This is a genomic window from Aeromicrobium changchenzhani (assembly GCF_057586615.1).
Genome location: NZ_CM172480.1, coordinates 628,103 through 644,587 on the forward strand (window position 1 = coordinate 628,103; position 16,485 = coordinate 644,587).

Genomic DNA, 16,485 nt, shown 5'->3' on the forward strand with positions numbered 1-16,485 from the left:
CAGCGAGTCATCTAGCTTTCTCGAGATAGTCCCGCATCCACGCTACGGTGTTTGTCAGGCCTGTTTTCAACGAAACGGGGGACATGTCTGGAAACAAAGTCCGTAAAGCAGAGTTGTCTGCTTGAGAATGTTGAACGTCGCCGGGGCGCGGGTCTTTGAAAACCACGTGTGGATTATCTGATAGCTCGGCGCCGATGAGTTGAACCAACTCATTTAGCGTTGTTCGAGTTCCGAAGGCAAGGTTGGTGGGCGAGTTTGTGACACCGCCCAGAAGTGCCTGAGTGATCGTTTCAACGACTGTTCCCACGTACGTGAAGTCGCGGCTCTGCGTGCCATCCCCGTTGACTGGCAGCGCTTTACCGCTCAATGCGGCCTCAAGAAATACCGGAATAACCGCTGCATAGACGTGGCCCGGCATCTGTCCAGGGCCGAACACGTTGAAGAAGCGAAATGGGAGTACCGGAAGGTCGTAGCATTGTGCATAAGCCATTGCGTACTGCTCGGTCGCTACCTTTGAGACTGCGTACGGGCTCATTGGCATTAATTGAAGCGTCTCAACCTTGGGTATTGCGGGATTTGCGCCATACACCGAGGATGATGACGCGAGCACGACGTGAGCATTGTTATTGTTACGAGCTGCTTCGAGCACCATGATCGTGCCGGTTGCATTCGCGGTGTGGCTTGCCAGTGGATTCACGATACTGCGAGGCACGGAGCCCAACGCGGCTAAGTGCACGATGGCGTCGCAGCCGTCGGCTGCGTGACGGAGTGCCTCTTTGTTGAGGATGCTGGCCTCAACGAATTCCACCTTCAATCCCTCTAAAGCAGCCATGCGGCCGCTTGAGAGATCGTCAATAACCCGCACCTCCTCGACATCCGCTTCGTTCAATAGCCGTCGACAGAGATTGCCGCCGATGAAACCTGCTCCACCTGTAACCAAAACACGCATCAGATAAGTTCTTCCTCTTTATTAGCCAGACCCGCCTCATGACGAAAAAATTCGGCGGTTTGTGCCCACACGATCGTGCGCTCGAAGTTGACGGTGACATGCTCTCGGGCCAACCGGCCAGCTTCACTTCGCTGAGCTGGACTTTCTGTCACGAGACGCAATTTGTTTGCGAGATCATTGCTGTCGCCCATTTCGAATAGCCACCCAGTCTTGCCGTCGATCACTGAGTCAACTGCTCCGGTCACGTTCGAGACAAGCGCCGGAATTCCTTGTGCCGCGGCTTCCAAAACAACGTTCGGAAATCCCTCACGACGTGTTGGGAGACACAGCAGATCCATTAATTGGTAATACGGTCGGACGTCCGCGACGACTCCAATCCAGGTAATAGCGCCATTGTCTAAGCCGGACTTCGAGAGTGTTGCGCTCAGCGAACCAGCGGGTTCCTCGGGGCCTATTAAAAGCACTTGAATCTGAGATCCGCTTTCACGGATTTGACGCACAGCAAGTAATAGCGTGCGCAGGCCCTTGTCTTCGGTCAGACGGCCAACGAATCCTACGATAGGAATGTCGGGTTCCAGGCCGAGCAAACCTGCGGTGTCTGCGGGTAACTTTGTCATCTGAACAAGGTCGACACCGTTAGACGAGCCGTTTCCTAGGACGACAATCTTGTCAGGCGCGCACAAGCCTAGGTTGATGAATTCATCGCGAAGGCTGTTGCTAACGGATTGAACCCTCGTCGCCAAGCGAGCCGAAATCCATTCAGTTGCCCAGAGGATCCGGCGCTTGATCCCGTTTTCGGTCTCCAGCCGGAGCCCTCGAAGAAGGTAGACCCGTGTTGGAACCCTGACCGCAAACGCACTGATAGTGCCGAGGAGTCCCGCCTTTGGTGTCCCGACGGAAACCAGGTCGGGTTTCAACTTACGGACAATCCTGATCCATTCAATCAGTGCACACAGGTCATGGAGCGGAGAAGGTTGTCGTTTCATTTGGATCGGATGGGTCGTGACTCCTTGAAGTTCCGCTAGCTGCTGGAGTCTTGGGCCCGATCCACTGACCACGTGGACATCCCATCCACGGGACACAAGATACTCCGGGAAGCCGTTGAGAAACTGCAAAGAGTCGTCAATAGTGACGCCCAAGAGGATACGTTTAATGCGCATGGTTCAGCCTTTTGACACTGCGGGCGATTCCTACTTCTGCACTTTGTGCCGGGCTCCAGTCGAACTGCGGCGCATCTGACCCGACGTTAATTTCCAACGACGACACTAACCGGTCGATAGAATGCGTTTGTCCCAGTAAAAGAGCGAAGAATCTCAGGATAGGAACCGGGCAGGGAATTAATCGCGCCTTCTTTCCCAAGCCCTTGCTGATGGAGCGGATCAATTCGCCGGTCGAGAGGCTGTTGCTGTCACCTGCGAGGATGATTTGGATGCTTGTCGCTGGCCTATCTAGGAGATACGTTACGAGATCCGTGAGGTTCCAAATAGAAACCATCGTGCGCCGGTTCTTCACGCTCGCAAGTGGTAGAGGTACTCCCTTAGCTACGAGCTTGGTTAGTTTCAGGAAATTTCCGCCTGCGCCGGGGCCATAGACCAGCGGAGGGCGAATGATGCTGAATGAAGTATTCGAGGTCTTGGATATCTGAATGAGTCCAAGTTCTGCCTCGAATTTGGACACGGCATAGGGGTCGATTGGATCAGGGCGGCTCTGGACGCTGAATGGGTCAATGGCGGTGGTCTCACCGTTCACTTTGATTGAACTGAGGAATACGAAGTTTTGGATTCCTGCCTGATGGGAGGCGCGTGCGAGTACTAGTGTTCCCTCTGTGTTCACTCGCCGAAACTCTTGGAGTGGATCTGTCGCGGTGTCGTGCATAACGTGCACTCGCGCTGCTAGATGAACCACTGCTTCCTGATTCTGGAGCGCGTCAGTCCAAGTGGTTTCTGGTCCTATGTCCCCGATGAGGAACTCTTCAGTTCCAGTTGGAGCTGACCCCACAGTTCTGACAACCGCACGCACATGGTGGCCCCGATTCAGAAGCTCTGAGCAGATTGCGCTCCCGATGAATCCGTTGGCGCCAGTCACAAGAATCTTCATAGATCACCCTTAGCAAGAGATACCGGATTGCTGGATGCACCGATTCTGAAACGGCCAACGGTATAGATGATGACGGTGGAAATTCCAACAAGGATGAAGGGCGTGCGATGCCATCCGACGCCCTCTGATGCCGCGATTCCGGTTGCTGCCGCAAGAGTGCTTGCGGCAGCCACGATGGATGACACCGCCATATGTGACAGGCCTCGGCGGTTCATCCGTTGGTAGGTGTGATCTCGATGTGCTTCGTACCAGTTTTCGCCCGCGAGAACTCTTCCAACAAGCGTGACGCCGGTGTCAGCAACGTAGATAGCCATTGGCGCAGCGAGCGCATAGATTGCTATTCCCTGCATCCAGCCGAGCACAATGATGATTCCGATTGTGCCGCCGAGTAGGTAGCTGCCTACATCTCCTAGAAATATCGAGCCGTTGAAGTTCCAGGGCACGAACGCGGCGAAGGCTGAGGCGAGAATTGCGCCGGCCACCATCATCCAGATTGCATCGTTGAGGTTGCCGATCACGATAAACGAAACTCCCGCGACGATACCGTGGAAGGCGGAAATTTCGTTCACGCCATCCATGAAGTTGACGACGTTAATGAGGCCAATCAAGGCGATACCGCCAAGAAATCCCCAAAAGATGTTGTGACCTAAATGAGCAGCTAGAGCGCCTGTGACTATCGCGCCGATGGCGAACTGTGTTCCTGCGCGAACCCCGATCTTCACGCCTCGGAGGTCTTCGGCCCACCCAAGCGCGGCACTGGCCATGGCCGCCACAACCACGGCTATTAACCAAGGTCTTTCGTGGGAGTCGATTAAGGCCAGCGCAATTAGCAGTCCGATGGCGATGCCCGCAGTTTGCGCGATACCGCCTCCACGTACCGCTGGCACTTCGTGCGAAGACCGTTCATTCGGGATGTCGAGCATTGCGGCTTTTGTGAGAAACGGTTTCAACGCGAAGGGTGCAAGTGCCGCAACTATGAAGCCCACCAGCGATGGCAGCCAATAGACCAGACTCAAAGCACGCCTTCGTTCGCGAAGTTGACCGCCATCACTTCACACAAATCCTTGATGGCATCGGTGTTGGCCTCATTATCGCGACCACGCGGAAGGCTAGTCGCGATCTCGCTGGAGATCGGCATGACCTGGACATGGGACACAAGCGGGTGAGCAGGTCGTTCATCGACTTCATGCGCGCCGATCAACACCTCATGCATCTTCTCGCCTGGTTTGAGACCGGTGTAGATGATGCTGATTGGTTGGCCGGATTGTTCGATGACCTGGTGGGCGAGATCATCGATCTTGACTGGTGTGCCCATGTCGAGCACCAGCGCCTCGCCATCGCGGCCGATCGCGGCAGCCTGAATGACCAACTGCACGGCCTCTTGGATCGTCATGAAATAGCGCGTGACATTGGGATCTGTGACAGTGACCGGTCCACCCTTTTTGACCTGAGCGGCGAAGGTTTTGAGCACAGAGCCTCGAGTGCCAAGTACGTTGCCGAAGCGGACACTCAGGAACGTGCCACTTGTGGTTGAAGCGAAGGCTGAGGTCAGTCCCTCCGCGATGCGTTTGGTGTAACCCAGCACGTTTTCAGGGTCGGCGGCCTTGTCCGTCGAGATATTGACGAAGCGCTCGACCCCGACAGATGCGGCTGCCTGCAGGACATTCAGACTGCCAAGTACATTGGTTTGAATGCCCTCGGCAGCGTGGTTTTCGAGCATGTTGACATGTTTGAGCGCTGCGGTGTGGAACACAACATGAGGCTGATGATCCTCGAAGACCTGCAGCATACGGTCAGCTTCACGAATGTTGGCGAGGATGATGTTGGAGGACTCGAGATCGGCGCGACCATTGAGTGACAGCGTCAGTGCGTGGAGCGCTGACTCGTCGCGGTCCAGCAACAATAATTCGGCAGGGGCGAACTGAGCGATCTGCCGGCACAACTCGGAGCCGATCGAACCACCGGCGCCGGTTACCAAAACGCGTTTGCCGTGAAGGTAGCCAGCGATCGAGGCCAGATCGGTATCGATCGGTCGTCGGCCAAGCAAATCCTCAGGTGAGAGGTCACGGACTGCGGTGTAATCGATGCTGCCGAAAAGCTCGTGAACGCCGGGCAGCACTTTGACGCTGAGTTCTGCAGCACGGGCAATCCTATTGATCCGGTTCATTGTCTCGCCGCTGGCACTGGGCATAGCGATGACGATGGTGTCGACGCTCGTCTTGATTGCGGCTCGGCCGAGGTTGTCGATCCGGTCGATCATCGGAACGCCACAGAAGCGGAAGTGGCGCTTGCGCGTGTCGTCATCGACAAAGCCGACTGGTCGCCAGGTTTGGCGTGGATCGCGCTGCATTGACTGCACCAGCTGCCGGCCGCCTTCGCCGGCACCAACAATGAGAACCGGCGTGGAAACGATGCCAAAACGATTGGGTTTGGCCTGCTGCACGAGGATGCGCCACAGCCCGCGCGGCCAAGCGCAGAGCAGCAGTGCCATCGCGGCGGCTACGACTGGCGTGGTGCGCGGAAGATATGGCTCAGGCGCCATTATATTGGCGACCGTGATGACAGTGCCGACCACGAAGATGATGCTGACGAGGACGAAGATTTCTTCAAAGCTTCCGAGTTTGGAGCGCCCCTGATGCAGGCGAGTCACCCACGCCAGCAGACAATGCAGGACGACTGCCGCGCCAGCAACCGCCAACACCCCATAGATTGGAACGGAACCGGCGGAGTGGCTGAGAAATAATTCGGGGCTGAGATTAATGGTCGAGAGCCGCAGTGAGGCGGCAATGAACACCGCCGCTACCCAGGCCACCGTGTCGGTGAAGAGTAGGACGGGGACGCGATGCGCACGAAGAAAGCCAACAACAGCGGCGCGCAAGCGAGATACTCCAGACTCCGAGAGGGGTTCGATGAAAATGCAACCTCAGTGTAACTTTTCACAGACTCAGTTGTTGCCAAAATCCATACTTTGGTTATCGTAATTTTCGATGACAACCCAAGTTGAGCCTATACGGTTTCCTCGCAAGAGTTCTCACGCCTGGAATGGCGCAGCTGCAGCGCAAATTGCTTGCCGGCCGATACGATGAAGCGCACTCACTTGGGACCTAAGGACGGTAGGCGTGATCCAGCGGTTAAAGTTTGCGGCCTTTGCCGTGTTTGTGCTTGTCGATGTAGCACTTATCGCTTTACTGCTGCAGCACGTGAATCAAAACAAAGCCGCGCAAGATCAAACGTCGAATGTGACGCCGGCGGCCACCTCGGCAGCGCCCTCGACGGCCTCGACCGAGCAGCAGCCCAATGGCGCATGGTCACTGACCATGGCATCAGATGGCGCGCTGTTTCGGAGCGCACGCGGGTCCTGCAATGACAACGGTCGTCCCTATGTTGAAGTCTCGACCGATCGCGGGGCACACTTCTCTGAGCTCGCATTGCCGCTGCTGAAGGCCGCGGATGACACGCAGCCTAATTCTCGGTCGCAGACCGTAAAAACGGTGCTGCGCATTGCCGCCAAATCGTCCACCGAACTCACACTTGTAGGCAATGACGCCAACTGTGACGCCCATACCTACTCGACCAAAGATGGCGGCGAGAGCTGGACGACGGCTGCGTCCGACGCGCATTGGTATGTCAACGCCTCGGTCGCCGAGGTGGTCTCGCCCAGCCAGGCGAGTGAGCCCGGCTGCGATGTCATCAGCCTGTCGGAGCTCAGCGATCGCAATGTCAAGGTGGCGTGCACCGATGGCTCAATCCGCGGCACCGACGACAGCGGGGACGAGTGGGTCAGGCTTGGCGACCTTTCCGGTCTCGAAGCCGCGACCTTCGTTGACCTGCGACAAGGATTTGCCGTTGCTGCGACAGCAGATTGCAAAGCGCGTGCCTTTGTGACTGCAAATGCTGGGCTCGGTTGGACTGCTGCTGGTTGTCTGGGCAAGGCTCCAGCCGTGTCGATCGTGGGCACGGGCCCAGGCCAGCTCGCTGCGCTCCTGACGACCGATAACCGATCGGTCGTGAAGACCAGCGTTGATGGCGGCGCCAGTTGGAAGAACGCCGCCTAGTAACTAGGCGCGACGGTCTGGATTGTTCCTTGGTTTGTTCATCGCGTCCCTGCCGCGCTGCATCGACGTCTCAGCCGCAGCGCGAGCCTCGGAATAGGTAATGGGCCGCGGCGGGTTGGCCGGCATTGATGTGGTGTTTGGTTTGGCAACGGGTTGGACCGGGGCTGTCACGGGCTCGGTGGCCGGCTCGGAATGCTTATGATCGCGTTTACGTTGTTTCTGTTTCTGCTTCGGCGCTGTGTCCGAATCATCGGGCTTGTCCGAGCGCGCACGGCCCGGCTCAGGGGCGTAGCCGTAGCCGTATCCATAACCGTATCCATAGCCATAGCGGCCACGCTTGGGTTGCGGCGACATATTGACAATCGTGCCGACGAGACGTGCGTCGACCGATTCGAGCCGGCCCAGGCAGGAACGGATCTGATCTTCGGTGGTCTTGCCGTGGTGGATCACTAAGATTGCGCCATCGGACTCTGCCGCGAGGATCGCCGCATCGGTCACCGGCAGCAGGGGCGGCGCGTCGATGAGCACGACGTCAAAGTCATTGCGCAATTGATCGAGTAGCCGTTTCATGCCTGCCGACTGCAGGAGCTCGGCCGGGTTGGGCGGCGTGGAGCCACTTGCCAAGATCGAACCGCCTTGACCAATCGGCTGCAGCGCATCAGCCAGCGAGACCTTGCCGACCAACACCGTCGTCACACCAACGGTGTTGTCGAGATTGAAGAATGATGTTGCCTTCGGTCTGCGCAGATCGGCCTCGACCAGCACTACTTTTTGACCTGCCTCGGCCATCGACAATGCGAGGTTGGCCGCAGTCGTTGACTTGCCTTCGCCGGGGACCGCGCTCGTGATGACAAAAACGTTGCTCTTGGCGTCGACATCGACGAATTGAAGGTTGGTGCGCAGCACCCGGAAGGATTCGGCGCGTGGTGAGTGGGTGCTTAGCGAGGTGATCAGTGGGTGCTTCGGTGCACTCTTGTCGAAATGAATATTGCCCAAGACCGGTGCGTCGCCCGAGGCTTCGGCGAGCCGTTCGGCCGACGAGATTGACGTGTCCTGGGTGTCGCGGAGCACCGCTGCCCCGGCACCGAGTAGCAGACCGAGGATCGTGGCCAGCGCAATATTGCGCAGTGGCTGCGGTGACACCGGGGATCCTGATAGCGATGCGCTGTCAACGATCGATGCCTTGATCGGCGCGGTTGACTTGCCCGGCGGAGTTTCGAGCTCGGCCACATAGGAGACGAACACCTTTGCGACGGTCTGGGTCAGCAGCTGTGCTTGCTTGGCCGAAGGGTCGGTAACCGAGATTGATAGCACAACTGTGTCGGGCTGAACCGTCGCCGTGATGCGTTGGGCGAGTTCACGGGGGTCCTCATTGAGTTTTAACTCATCGACAACACGACGCGAAACTTCCTCGCCGGTCAGTAGATCAGCATACGACTTAACCCGCTGCTGAGAAAATGCGCCGCCCTGGAAAGCGTCGGCACCATCGCTTTGTGACGTGGTGACGAACAGCCGTGCCGAAGACTGATATTGCGGGGTCGCTTGCAGCGTCAACACAACACCGATCGCGATCGCGCCAAGCGTTGTCAGACCAATAAGTAGCCAACGCTGACGGAGAATCCGCAGATAGTCCTTCAGTTCCATGTGCCTACCGATCGCGTGATTTTGGGTGCTCTGAGGTTGCTCAGCCCTTGGGAGTCTAATCGTTGTGGGTCAGGAAACATTGTTATTGCCGCCCAAAAGCCACTTCGGATTGTTTTTGACGAACTGATCGATCGTGCCGTCCTTGATTGACTGCCACAACTCGGCGTCCTTGGTTGGATCGATCTTGACGATGCTGCCAGCAATCGGATCGCTCGCCGTTCCCTTGGTGGGGATCGTCATGAACGTGACGTCGCCGGGGCGCATTGAGCGCATCGACAAGGCGAGCGAACGCATCGCTCCGGCCGTCCAATCATCGTCGACCGCCATGCTGCCACTCATGGCATTGACGGTCTTGACCAGCTTGATTGGATTGGCCAGCGTGCCCTTGTCAGCGAGTTTGGTCATCACCGCGCGTAGGAAGTTCTGTTGCCGCTTGACGCGGTCGAAATCGCCGTTGGGCAGGTTGTGGCGCTCGCGCACATACTTCAGTGCTTCGGTGCCGTTCATATGGGTATCGGCCCGGCCGGCGATGCTGATGTCGACGCCACCAACCGCATTGGTGATGCTGGTGAAGTTGTCCCAGTCGATCATCGCGAGATGGTTGATCCGCAGCCCGGTGAGATTTTCCACTGTCGAGACTGCGCCGTTGGGTCCATACAACGACAGTGCGGCATTGATCTTGGTGTTGTCCCGCGCCGCGCCAGTGCTGTCGTAGACCTTCACATAGGAATCTCGTGGGATCGAGATGACGTAGGCCTTCTTCTTGTTCGCCGTGATGTGGACAAACATCGTCGCGTCGCTGCGATATTTGCCCGTCGGCCAGTTCTCGGAAGCCGCATCCTTGAGAATCGAGGTGCCCTTGCCATTGCGGGTGACACCTGCGTCCGCGCCAAGCATCAGAATGTTGAGTGCTTTGGTGTCGGTCTTGGCCGGTCGAGCGCTCTCGTTGATGGTGCTGGGGACCTTCGCGATATTGCCCAGGCTGTGGTTGATGACAAAGACGAAACCGATGATCGCGATCGCGAGGATCCCGATCAAACTGATGAAGGCGATAACGGCTGCGCGGTGGCGCCTGAAGAAGCGCGGTTTCTTTTCTGCTGGTTCCTGCAGGTCTTGATCGGTCGCCAGATAATCAGGGGTCGTTTTGCGACGTTTTCCCACAGGTATGAATCGCTTTCTAGTGAACGTTCTCGGGGGCTTTGAGGACCGAATCAGGGTACTTCTTCAGATAGCTCTTGACTGAATCATCGCGCAATGCGGTGAACAGTTCCTGCGATTTCATGGGATCAATGTTGACGACACTGCCATAGGTCGGGTCAGTGGAGGTGCCAAGGATCGGAACCGTCATGAAAGTTACGTTTTTAGCTTTGGTTCCACGTAGCGAGAGTGCGAGGCCACGCATGTCGCCAGGTGACCAGGCCGCATCGACTGTGAGATTGTGGGTAAGCGCCTCGAGCGTGTTGTTGAGCCGGATCGGGTTGTGCATCGTGCCGGCGTCGAGGATCTTCTCCATCAGCGCACGCAGGAAGTTCTGCTGCCGGGCGATGCGGTCGAAGTCGCCGTTCTGAAGGCCATGGCGCTGGCGAACATACTGCAGGGCCTTCTTGCCCTTGAGCACATAATTGCCCTTTTTCCATTGGACTTTCTGGGCTTCGTCGTAGGTGGAGTCAGGGATATAGACCGGAACCCCGCCGACTGCCGTCGAGAGGTCCTTGAAACCAGCCCAGTCGATGATGGCCAGATGCTTCATCCGCAGGTCGCTGATGTGTTCGAGCGTCGCGACGGCGCCGCTCGGGCCGAAGTAGGAGAAGGCGGCATTGACCTTTTCCTTATGCGTCGCATTGCCCTGCTCGTTATAGAGCGTCACAAAGCTGTCACGTGGGATCGAGACGAGATAGACATGCTTACGGTTAGCCGAGATGTGCACGATCATGATCGTGTCGCTGCGATATTTTCCAGCCGGCCACTTCGCCGCCTTGGCGTCCTCAGCGAGGTTGGTTTTCGCGCTCTGACCCGGTTGGGCTTCGCCCTTATCTGAGCCGAGCAGCATGATGTTGAGGGCATTGCCCTTGTCCGGATCGGGGCGGTCCTTGTTCTTGAGCTTGACGCTGACCTTGTCGATGTTCTTGAACTTCGAGTTCAGCATGTAGGCGTAGCCAGAGCCTGCGGCACCGATGACAAGAAGCGCGACCAGTGCGATTACGATGGGAAGACGGTGTCTACGATAGAACGATGGGCTGCGCCAGCGCCGTTTGCCCGCCTCCGGGTTTCGCGAGGTTTTGCCTGCCATCGTTCTCCAAAGCTGTTATAGACCGAAGGCTATTCTGCCCTGTGAACAGGGATGAGCCAACTTGAATTTGGTCACAAGTCCAGAATAAGGGTCGTTGGACCATCATTGGTGAGTTGAACTGCCATGTCAGCGCCGAAGCGGCCGCGGCCAACCGTGGCACCCAGAGTCTCGAGTTCGGTGCAGAACTTCTCATACAATGGCTCTGCGATCGGGCCCGGCGCGGCGTTCGACCAGGTAGGGCGGCGGCCCTTGCGAACATCGCCATAAAGCGTGAACTGGCTGATCACCAGGATGCCAGCGTTCAGGTCCTCGGCGGACTTTTCCTCGCGCATGATGCGCAGGCGCCAGATCTTGGCGGCGAGGGTTTTGGCCTTGGCCTCGGTGTCGTCGTGAGTGACGCCGAGCAGGACGACCAGGCCGGTGTCGATCGAGCTGATGATCTCGTCGTCGACCGTGACCGAGGCGTGGGTGACTCGTTGAATGACAGCGCGCATGTGATCAGTCTTTCAGGCGTTTGGGTTGGTCTCGATATTCCCGCTCGTGCCTCGCGGGAACTCGACCGGCGAGGGGGTTCGCAAACACTCGACCGGCGAAGGCTTGCCGATTGAGTAGCAGCGTTCTTAGCTGCGTATCGAAATTCCGGGCCGCTCAGTGTGGCGGGACGATGAGCGGGTGTTGTGCCCGACCGGTCGCTAATTCGTAGACGCGTTCATCAAGCTTGCCGATGTCTGACTTCAACTCGGTGCGGGTTGCTTCAAGTTTGCTGTCGATCTTGTCGATCCGGACGACGAGTTCGTCGCGGAGGCCGTTGATCCTGGTGCCAACTTTGTCGAACTTTTCGTCGACCTTTTCGAATTTCTTGTCGAGGTAGGTGAACAGCGCGATCGCGAAGACCGCCATGGTTGCGATCGACACCCACGTTTGCAGATCCACGGCGATCATCTTCCTATTGTGCACGGCTCGCTTGGCTAATGCCAACAATCTAGGGTGGATGTGGCGCCGCGATAAGAGGTGTTCGTCAATCTGTGGACAATGCGCAAGGCGCCGAGAGTCTCTCCTCAACGGGAGGTGCTGGCGGGTGCTGGTGGTAGCCGGGTGGAGATGTCGTAGGTGCGGGACTCGATTGCGGTCAGTCTGTCTTCGACTTTGCCGATGTCGGTCTTGAGATCGATGTGAGATGCGGCGATCTCGTTCCTGAGTTCGGTCCGCATTCCGTCGGTCTTGGTGTCGAGTGCAGCGATGTCGGTTTTGAGCTCGGCCTGTACACCGTCAATTTTGGTGTCGAGCCGGTATTCGACCTTGCCGATTGTGGTTATCAGGTCGCGCTTCATGCTGCCGAGGTATCCCAGCAGTACGAGGGCCAGGCTGGCGAGGCCAGCTAGCGTCGTCCACGTCTGATGGTCCACGGTGATCATCCTCCAAGTATGCACATCGGGTCTGACTGATGCCAATAATCTAGGGCGGATGGGGCGCCGACGTAAGGGGTGTTCGTAGATCTGTGGATAACGAGCGAGAGGTTAGGTGATTGAGTAGCAGCGGTCTTTGCTGGGTATCGAAATCCCGGGCCGCTCAGTGTGGCGGGACGATGAGCGGGTGTTGTGCCCGACCGGTCGCTAATTCGTAGACGCGTTCATCAAGCTTGCTGATGTCTGACTTCAACTCGGTGCGGGTTGCTTCGAGTTTGCTGTCGATCTTGTCGATCCTGGCGACGAGTTCGTCGCGGACGCCGTTGATTTTCATGTCAAATTTGTCGAACTTTTCGTCGACTTTGGTGAACCGTTCGTCGACCTTCTCGAATTTCTTGTCGAGGTAGGTAAACAGCGCGATCGCGAAGACCGCCATGGTTGCGATCGACACCCACGTTTGCAGATCCACTGTGACCATCTTCCTATTGTGCACGGCACGCTTGGCTAACACCAACAATCTAGGGTGGATGTGGCGCCGGGGTAAGGGGTGTTCGTCGATCTGTGGACAACTGGTGCTACTCGGGCGGGAGTGCGGACAGGTAGTCGGCGATGGTTTGTGTGATGGGGTATTCGGGCGACCAGCCGGTGTCGTCGCGCAATCGCGAGCTGTCACCCACGATGTCGAGCGGATCGGTCGGACGGATTCGATCCGGATCGGTTTCGGTGCTGATGTGATCGAGATCGAGGGCCTTGGCGAGTTCATCGAGGAGCTCTTGGCCGGACCGGCTTTGACCTGAACAAATGTTGTAGATCTCATGGTTGAGGGTTGGCTGGGTCGACAAGAGCCGATAGGCGCGGGCGACATCGCGTACATCGGTGTAATCGCGGCGAGTCGCGAGGTTGCCGGTTTTGATGGGGCTATCAGAACGGCTTCGACCGGCGACGGCTTGGGCGAGGTCGGGGAGCAGGAAGCCGGGGCCTTGGCCGGGACCGATGTGGTTGAACGGTCGGGCGACGACGATGTCGAGTCCACGACTGCGGTAGTAGGCCGCCTGGTGTTCATTGAGCAGCTTGCTGACCGCATACGGCGACGTCACGGCAATGGGGGAGTCCTCAGCGAATGGGAGCGGCGAAGAGCCGTCGTAGATCGCACCGCTGCTGATCAAGACAATTCGCGTCGACGTGCCAATCAGCGCTTCGCCAAGGTTCGTCACGATCGAACTGTTGACATTGAGATAGTGCTGCGGATCATCAAATGACGGCCCCACCGCGGCAAGCCCGGCCAGATGGATGACCGCATCGACGGACCCGATCGCCGGCCACGCCGCGACGAGATCGGCAGCGACATACGAGTCGAGGCTCACTGCGGCGTCAGTCTCCATGCCGATCCCGACGACCTCGATGTCGTGGCGTGCCAACTCGGCAGCAACGTGCCGCCCGACAAAGCCATTGACCCCAGTGACACAAATGCGCATGTGGGAGACCTCAGGACTCATGTGACTCGAGCGCGATGTCGTGCTCGACCATGCGTTTGACCAGTCCCTCGAAATTGAGCTCGGGAGTCCACCCCAACACGCGCCGAGCCTTGCTTGGGTCGCCCAACAGGATGTCGACCTCGGCGGGGCGCATGAACTCGGGGTCCTGACGAACGTAGGGTTTCCAGTCGTCGATACCGATCTCGCCGAACGCAGTGGTGAGGAAGTCCTCGATCGAGTGGGTCACGCCAGAGGCGAGCACGAAATCATCGGGCTCGTCCTGCTGCAACATCATCCACATGCCGCGGACATAGTCACCGGCATAACCCCAATCACGTTTGGGCCACAGATCGCCGAGCGTCACGGACTCCTGCTTGCCCAGGTGAATCCGAGCGACGGCGTTGGTGATCTTACGGGTCACGAACTCAAGGCCGCGCCGTTCACCCTCGTGATTGAACAGGATGCCGCAGGAGACATACATGCCATAGCTCTCGCGGTAGTTGCGCGCAATCCAATGGCCATAGAGCTTCGCGACACCGTAGGGGCTGCGTGGATGAAATGCCGAATCTTCGTTATAGCCCGCGCCTGGCCGGTTGTAGTCGAGGCCGCCGAACATCTCCGACGTCGAAGCCTGATAGAAACGTGTCGTTTCGGCCAAACCGTTGATGCGTACTGCCTCCAGCATGCCCAGAACGCCCTTGGCCGTGACATCGGCGGTCAGGATCGGGTTGCGGAAGGAATAGCCGACGTGGCTGATCGCAGCAAGGTTGTAGATCTCATCGGGCTGGGACGTCTCGATCGCCCGAATGAGCGAGGACTGGTCCATCAGGTCGGCCTCGATCAGCTGGACATACGGGAATTCGTTGAGGAGCGCTTCGCGCCGGGTGTTGCGCTGGCCGCGGAGCAATCCATAGATTTCGTAGCCCTTGGAGTGGAGAAGTTCAGTCATGTGGCCGCCGTCCTGCCCGGTGATCCCGGTGATGAACGCGCGCTTCTGCTCAGTCATATAGCTGCTTCCCGTCGAGGAGGTACGAGCCGAGCATATTAGGCAGAGATTGCTGCTAGCTGGCGCATGGGTGGCGTTTGCATTATTTGCCCTGAGGCCGCCCCGTTAGACTCCCAGTATGGCCTTTGAAATTCCCAGCGACCTGCACAGCGACATGATGCCCTTTGCGTGGCTCTTGGGCGCGTGGCATGGCGACGGCAAGGGCGATTATCCAACGATCGACGCGTTTTCCTTCGAGCAAGACATCGCGATCACCCACGATGGTCGACCCTTCTTCCACTATTTCAGCCAGGCTTGGATCACCAATCCCGCCGGCCAGCGGCTGCGACCAGGAGCGCTCGAAACTGGCTTCCTGCGGCCTACACCGGCGGCTGACGGGGTCGAAGGCGTCGGCGTGGAAATGGCGCTCGCGCATCCCACCGGCTACGCCGAAATTTGGTACGGCAACATCGACGGTCCACGTATGACGTTGGCCACCGACGTCGTCGCGCGTACTCAAACGGCCAAGGAATACACCGCCGGCCATCGCATGTATGGCCTCGTCGACGGCGACCTCATGTGGGCCTTTGACATGGCGGCCATGGGTCAACCACTTCAATCTCATCTTTGGGGGCAACTCAAACGTGTCTGACAAAAGTCCACTCCTCACCCTGCCCGGAGCAGTCGAAGCAGATGCGCCCGATCTCGGCGTCGCGGCGCACTACGGCAGCATCGCCGCCGAGCAGAAGCGCCTCATCGCTGGCGAGACGTTCGTCGACTTGTCGCATCGTGACGTCATCACGGTCAGCGGGGCGGATCGGCTTAGCTGGCTGCATTCGCTGACGACGCAATCACTCGAAGGTCTCGCGCCGGGCGTCACGACCGATGTGTTGATCCTTTCGCCACAGGGCCGCGTCGAGCACGCATTCACCGGCACTGATGACGGCGAAACGTTCTGGGCACACACCGAGCCCGGCGCGGGCGCCGCATTGACGACGTACCTCGACTCGATGCGCTTCATGATGCGGGTCGAGGTCACCCTCGCCACCGACGACTGGGCCGTGCTCGGCCTCGCCGAACACACCTATGAGCTCGTGCCGCGGGCCGAGCTGGCCAAACAGCCGGCATTGCACGGTGATCCCGTCGGCACCTGGGCATGGGAGGCGCTGCGCATCGAAGCCGGCCACCCACGGCTCTGGCTCGACACCGACGAGGTGTCGATCCCCAATGAGCTCGGCTGGATCGAGTCGGCGGTTCACATGAATAAGGGTTGCTACCGCGGACAAGAGACCGTCGCGCGCGTCCATACCCTCGGCAAGCCCCCGCGTCGATTGGTCCAATTGCTCCTCGACGGGGGCGAACGACTTCCCGAACATGGCGCAGACGTCATGCTGGGCGACAAACGAGTCGGCTTCGTCGGCTCGGTGGCCCGTCACTACGAGCTCGGCGCGATCGCCTTGGCCATGGTCAAGCGCAATACTCCCGTCGATGCCGTGCTGACCGCCGACGGCATCGCGGCAGCCCAGGAAGTCATCGTCGACCCCGATGCCGGACTGCATTTCCGTCCCAACCTCAAGGCCTGAC

General features: G+C 58.4%; 17 protein-coding genes. 3 read left to right on the top strand and 14 right to left on the bottom strand.

Annotated features, from left to right (window positions below; genetic code table 11):
• Positions 1-7: 7 nt before the first annotated feature.
• Genes AC2YB9_RS03270 through AC2YB9_RS03290 form a run of 5 tightly spaced genes read right to left on the bottom strand, consistent with a single transcriptional unit; the run spans position 8 to position 5,924 of the window.
• Positions 8-949 carry an NAD-dependent epimerase/dehydratase family protein gene (locus tag AC2YB9_RS03270; protein ID WP_487267328.1) on the bottom strand — a complete coding sequence of 314 codons (942 nt, stop codon included), beginning with the start codon at positions 947-949 and terminating at the stop codon, positions 8-10.
• Positions 949-2,109, bottom strand: a complete 1,161-nt coding sequence (locus tag AC2YB9_RS03275; RefSeq protein ID WP_487267329.1) for a glycosyltransferase family 4 protein — start codon at positions 2,107-2,109, stop codon at positions 949-951. Before AC2YB9_RS03275 ends, AC2YB9_RS03270 begins: the two co-directional genes overlap by 1 nt.
• Complete coding sequence (locus tag AC2YB9_RS03280; RefSeq protein WP_487267330.1) at positions 2,099-3,046, bottom strand: NAD-dependent epimerase/dehydratase family protein; 948 nt, start codon at positions 3,044-3,046, stop codon at positions 2,099-2,101. Before AC2YB9_RS03280 ends, AC2YB9_RS03275 begins: the two co-directional genes overlap by 11 nt.
• On the bottom strand, positions 3,043-4,062 hold the full coding sequence (locus tag AC2YB9_RS03285) for an MraY family glycosyltransferase (protein WP_487267331.1): 1,020 nt from the start codon (positions 4,060-4,062) through the stop codon (positions 3,043-3,045). Before AC2YB9_RS03285 ends, AC2YB9_RS03280 begins: the two co-directional genes overlap by 4 nt.
• The gene (locus AC2YB9_RS03290) at positions 4,059-5,924 is read right to left on the bottom strand and encodes a polysaccharide biosynthesis protein (RefSeq protein WP_487267332.1); all 1,866 of its coding nucleotides are present in this window, start codon (positions 5,922-5,924) and stop codon (positions 4,059-4,061) included. Before AC2YB9_RS03290 ends, AC2YB9_RS03285 begins: the two co-directional genes overlap by 4 nt.
• 241 nt (positions 5,925-6,165) lie before the next feature.
• On the opposite strand from AC2YB9_RS03290, the gene AC2YB9_RS03295 reads away from it, so the two are divergent.
• Positions 6,166-7,101 carry a WD40/YVTN/BNR-like repeat-containing protein gene (locus AC2YB9_RS03295; protein ID WP_487267333.1) on the top strand — a complete coding sequence of 312 codons (936 nt, stop codon included), beginning with the start codon at positions 6,166-6,168 and terminating at the stop codon, positions 7,099-7,101.
• A 3-nt stretch (positions 7,102-7,104) separates the two neighbouring features.
• On the opposite strand, the gene AC2YB9_RS03300 is transcribed toward AC2YB9_RS03295, so the two are convergent.
• The 9 genes from AC2YB9_RS03300 to AC2YB9_RS03340 form a co-directional block, all read right to left on the bottom strand.
• Positions 7,105-8,745, bottom strand: a complete 1,641-nt coding sequence (locus AC2YB9_RS03300; protein ID WP_487267334.1) for a tyrosine-protein kinase domain-containing protein — start codon at positions 8,743-8,745, stop codon at positions 7,105-7,107.
• A gap of 69 nt (positions 8,746-8,814) precedes the next feature.
• Positions 8,815-9,906, bottom strand: a complete 1,092-nt coding sequence (locus tag AC2YB9_RS03305) for an LCP family protein (RefSeq protein ID WP_487267335.1) — start codon at positions 9,904-9,906, stop codon at positions 8,815-8,817.
• 16 nt (positions 9,907-9,922) lie between these two features.
• Positions 9,923-11,035 carry an LCP family protein gene (locus AC2YB9_RS03310; protein ID WP_487267336.1) on the bottom strand — a complete coding sequence of 371 codons (1,113 nt, stop codon included), beginning with the start codon at positions 11,033-11,035 and terminating at the stop codon, positions 9,923-9,925.
• 71 nt (positions 11,036-11,106) lie between these two features.
• The gene (gene dtd / locus AC2YB9_RS03315; RefSeq protein ID WP_487267337.1) at positions 11,107-11,529 is read right to left on the bottom strand and encodes a D-aminoacyl-tRNA deacylase; all 423 of its coding nucleotides are present in this window, start codon (positions 11,527-11,529) and stop codon (positions 11,107-11,109) included.
• A 154-nt stretch (positions 11,530-11,683) separates the two neighbouring features.
• Positions 11,684-11,977 carry a hypothetical protein gene (locus AC2YB9_RS03320; protein ID WP_487267338.1) on the bottom strand — a complete coding sequence of 98 codons (294 nt, stop codon included), beginning with the start codon at positions 11,975-11,977 and terminating at the stop codon, positions 11,684-11,686.
• Positions 11,978-12,093: 116 nt separating this feature from the next.
• Positions 12,094-12,450, bottom strand: coding sequence for a hypothetical protein (locus AC2YB9_RS03325; RefSeq protein WP_487267339.1), 357 nt, complete (start codon positions 12,448-12,450; stop codon positions 12,094-12,096).
• A gap of 154 nt (positions 12,451-12,604) precedes the next feature.
• Positions 12,605-12,919 carry a hypothetical protein gene (locus tag AC2YB9_RS03330; protein WP_487267340.1) on the bottom strand — a complete coding sequence of 105 codons (315 nt, stop codon included), beginning with the start codon at positions 12,917-12,919 and terminating at the stop codon, positions 12,605-12,607.
• Positions 12,920-13,016: 97 nt separating this feature from the next.
• Positions 13,017-13,916 (bottom strand): NAD-dependent epimerase/dehydratase family protein, encoded by a 900-nt coding sequence (locus AC2YB9_RS03335; protein WP_487267341.1) that lies wholly within the window; start codon positions 13,914-13,916, stop codon positions 13,017-13,019.
• 10 nt (positions 13,917-13,926) lie between these two features.
• The gene (locus AC2YB9_RS03340; protein ID WP_487267342.1) at positions 13,927-14,922 is read right to left on the bottom strand and encodes a GDP-mannose 4,6-dehydratase; all 996 of its coding nucleotides are present in this window, start codon (positions 14,920-14,922) and stop codon (positions 13,927-13,929) included.
• Positions 14,923-15,040: 118 nt separating this feature from the next.
• Here AC2YB9_RS03340 and AC2YB9_RS03345 point away from each other — a divergent pair, with 118 nt between their 5' ends.
• Together AC2YB9_RS03345 and ygfZ are read left to right on the top strand one after the other, a co-directional pair.
• Positions 15,041-15,553 (top strand): heme-binding beta-barrel domain-containing protein, encoded by a 513-nt coding sequence (locus tag AC2YB9_RS03345; protein WP_487267343.1) that lies wholly within the window; start codon positions 15,041-15,043, stop codon positions 15,551-15,553.
• Positions 15,546-16,484 (top strand): CAF17-like 4Fe-4S cluster assembly/insertion protein YgfZ, encoded by a 939-nt coding sequence (gene ygfZ, locus AC2YB9_RS03350; RefSeq protein ID WP_487267344.1) that lies wholly within the window; start codon positions 15,546-15,548, stop codon positions 16,482-16,484. The genes AC2YB9_RS03345 and ygfZ overlap by 8 nt, the downstream gene beginning before the upstream one ends.
• The last annotated feature ends 1 nt before the right edge of the window (position 16,485 follow it).

Coding starts and splice junctions, on each gene's coding strand:
- AC2YB9_RS03270 (WP_487267328.1), bottom strand. CDS start 949: ATGCGTGTTTTGGTTACAGGTGGAGCAGGTTTCATCGGCGGCAATCTC.
- AC2YB9_RS03275 (WP_487267329.1), bottom strand. CDS start 2,109: ATGCGCATTAAACGTATCCTCTTGGGCGTCACTATTGACGACTCTTTG.
- AC2YB9_RS03280 (WP_487267330.1), bottom strand. CDS start 3,046: ATGAAGATTCTTGTGACTGGCGCCAACGGATTCATCGGGAGCGCAATC.
- AC2YB9_RS03300 (WP_487267334.1), bottom strand. CDS start 8,745: ATGGAACTGAAGGACTATCTGCGGATTCTCCGTCAGCGTTGGCTACTT.
- AC2YB9_RS03310 (WP_487267336.1), bottom strand. CDS start 11,035: ATGGCAGGCAAAACCTCGCGAAACCCGGAGGCGGGCAAACGGCGCTGG.
- dtd (WP_487267337.1), bottom strand. CDS start 11,529: ATGCGCGCTGTCATTCAACGAGTCACCCACGCCTCGGTCACGGTCGAC.
- AC2YB9_RS03320 (WP_487267338.1), bottom strand. CDS start 11,977: ATGATCGCCGTGGATCTGCAAACGTGGGTGTCGATCGCAACCATGGCG.
- AC2YB9_RS03325 (WP_487267339.1), bottom strand. CDS start 12,450: ATGATCACCGTGGACCATCAGACGTGGACGACGCTAGCTGGCCTCGCC.
- AC2YB9_RS03330 (WP_487267340.1), bottom strand. CDS start 12,919: ATGGTCACAGTGGATCTGCAAACGTGGGTGTCGATCGCAACCATGGCG.
- AC2YB9_RS03335 (WP_487267341.1), bottom strand. CDS start 13,916: ATGCGCATTTGTGTCACTGGGGTCAATGGCTTTGTCGGGCGGCACGTT.
- AC2YB9_RS03340 (WP_487267342.1), bottom strand. CDS start 14,922: ATGACTGAGCAGAAGCGCGCGTTCATCACCGGGATCACCGGGCAGGAC.
- AC2YB9_RS03345 (WP_487267343.1), top strand. CDS start 15,041: ATGGCCTTTGAAATTCCCAGCGACCTGCACAGCGACATGATGCCCTTT.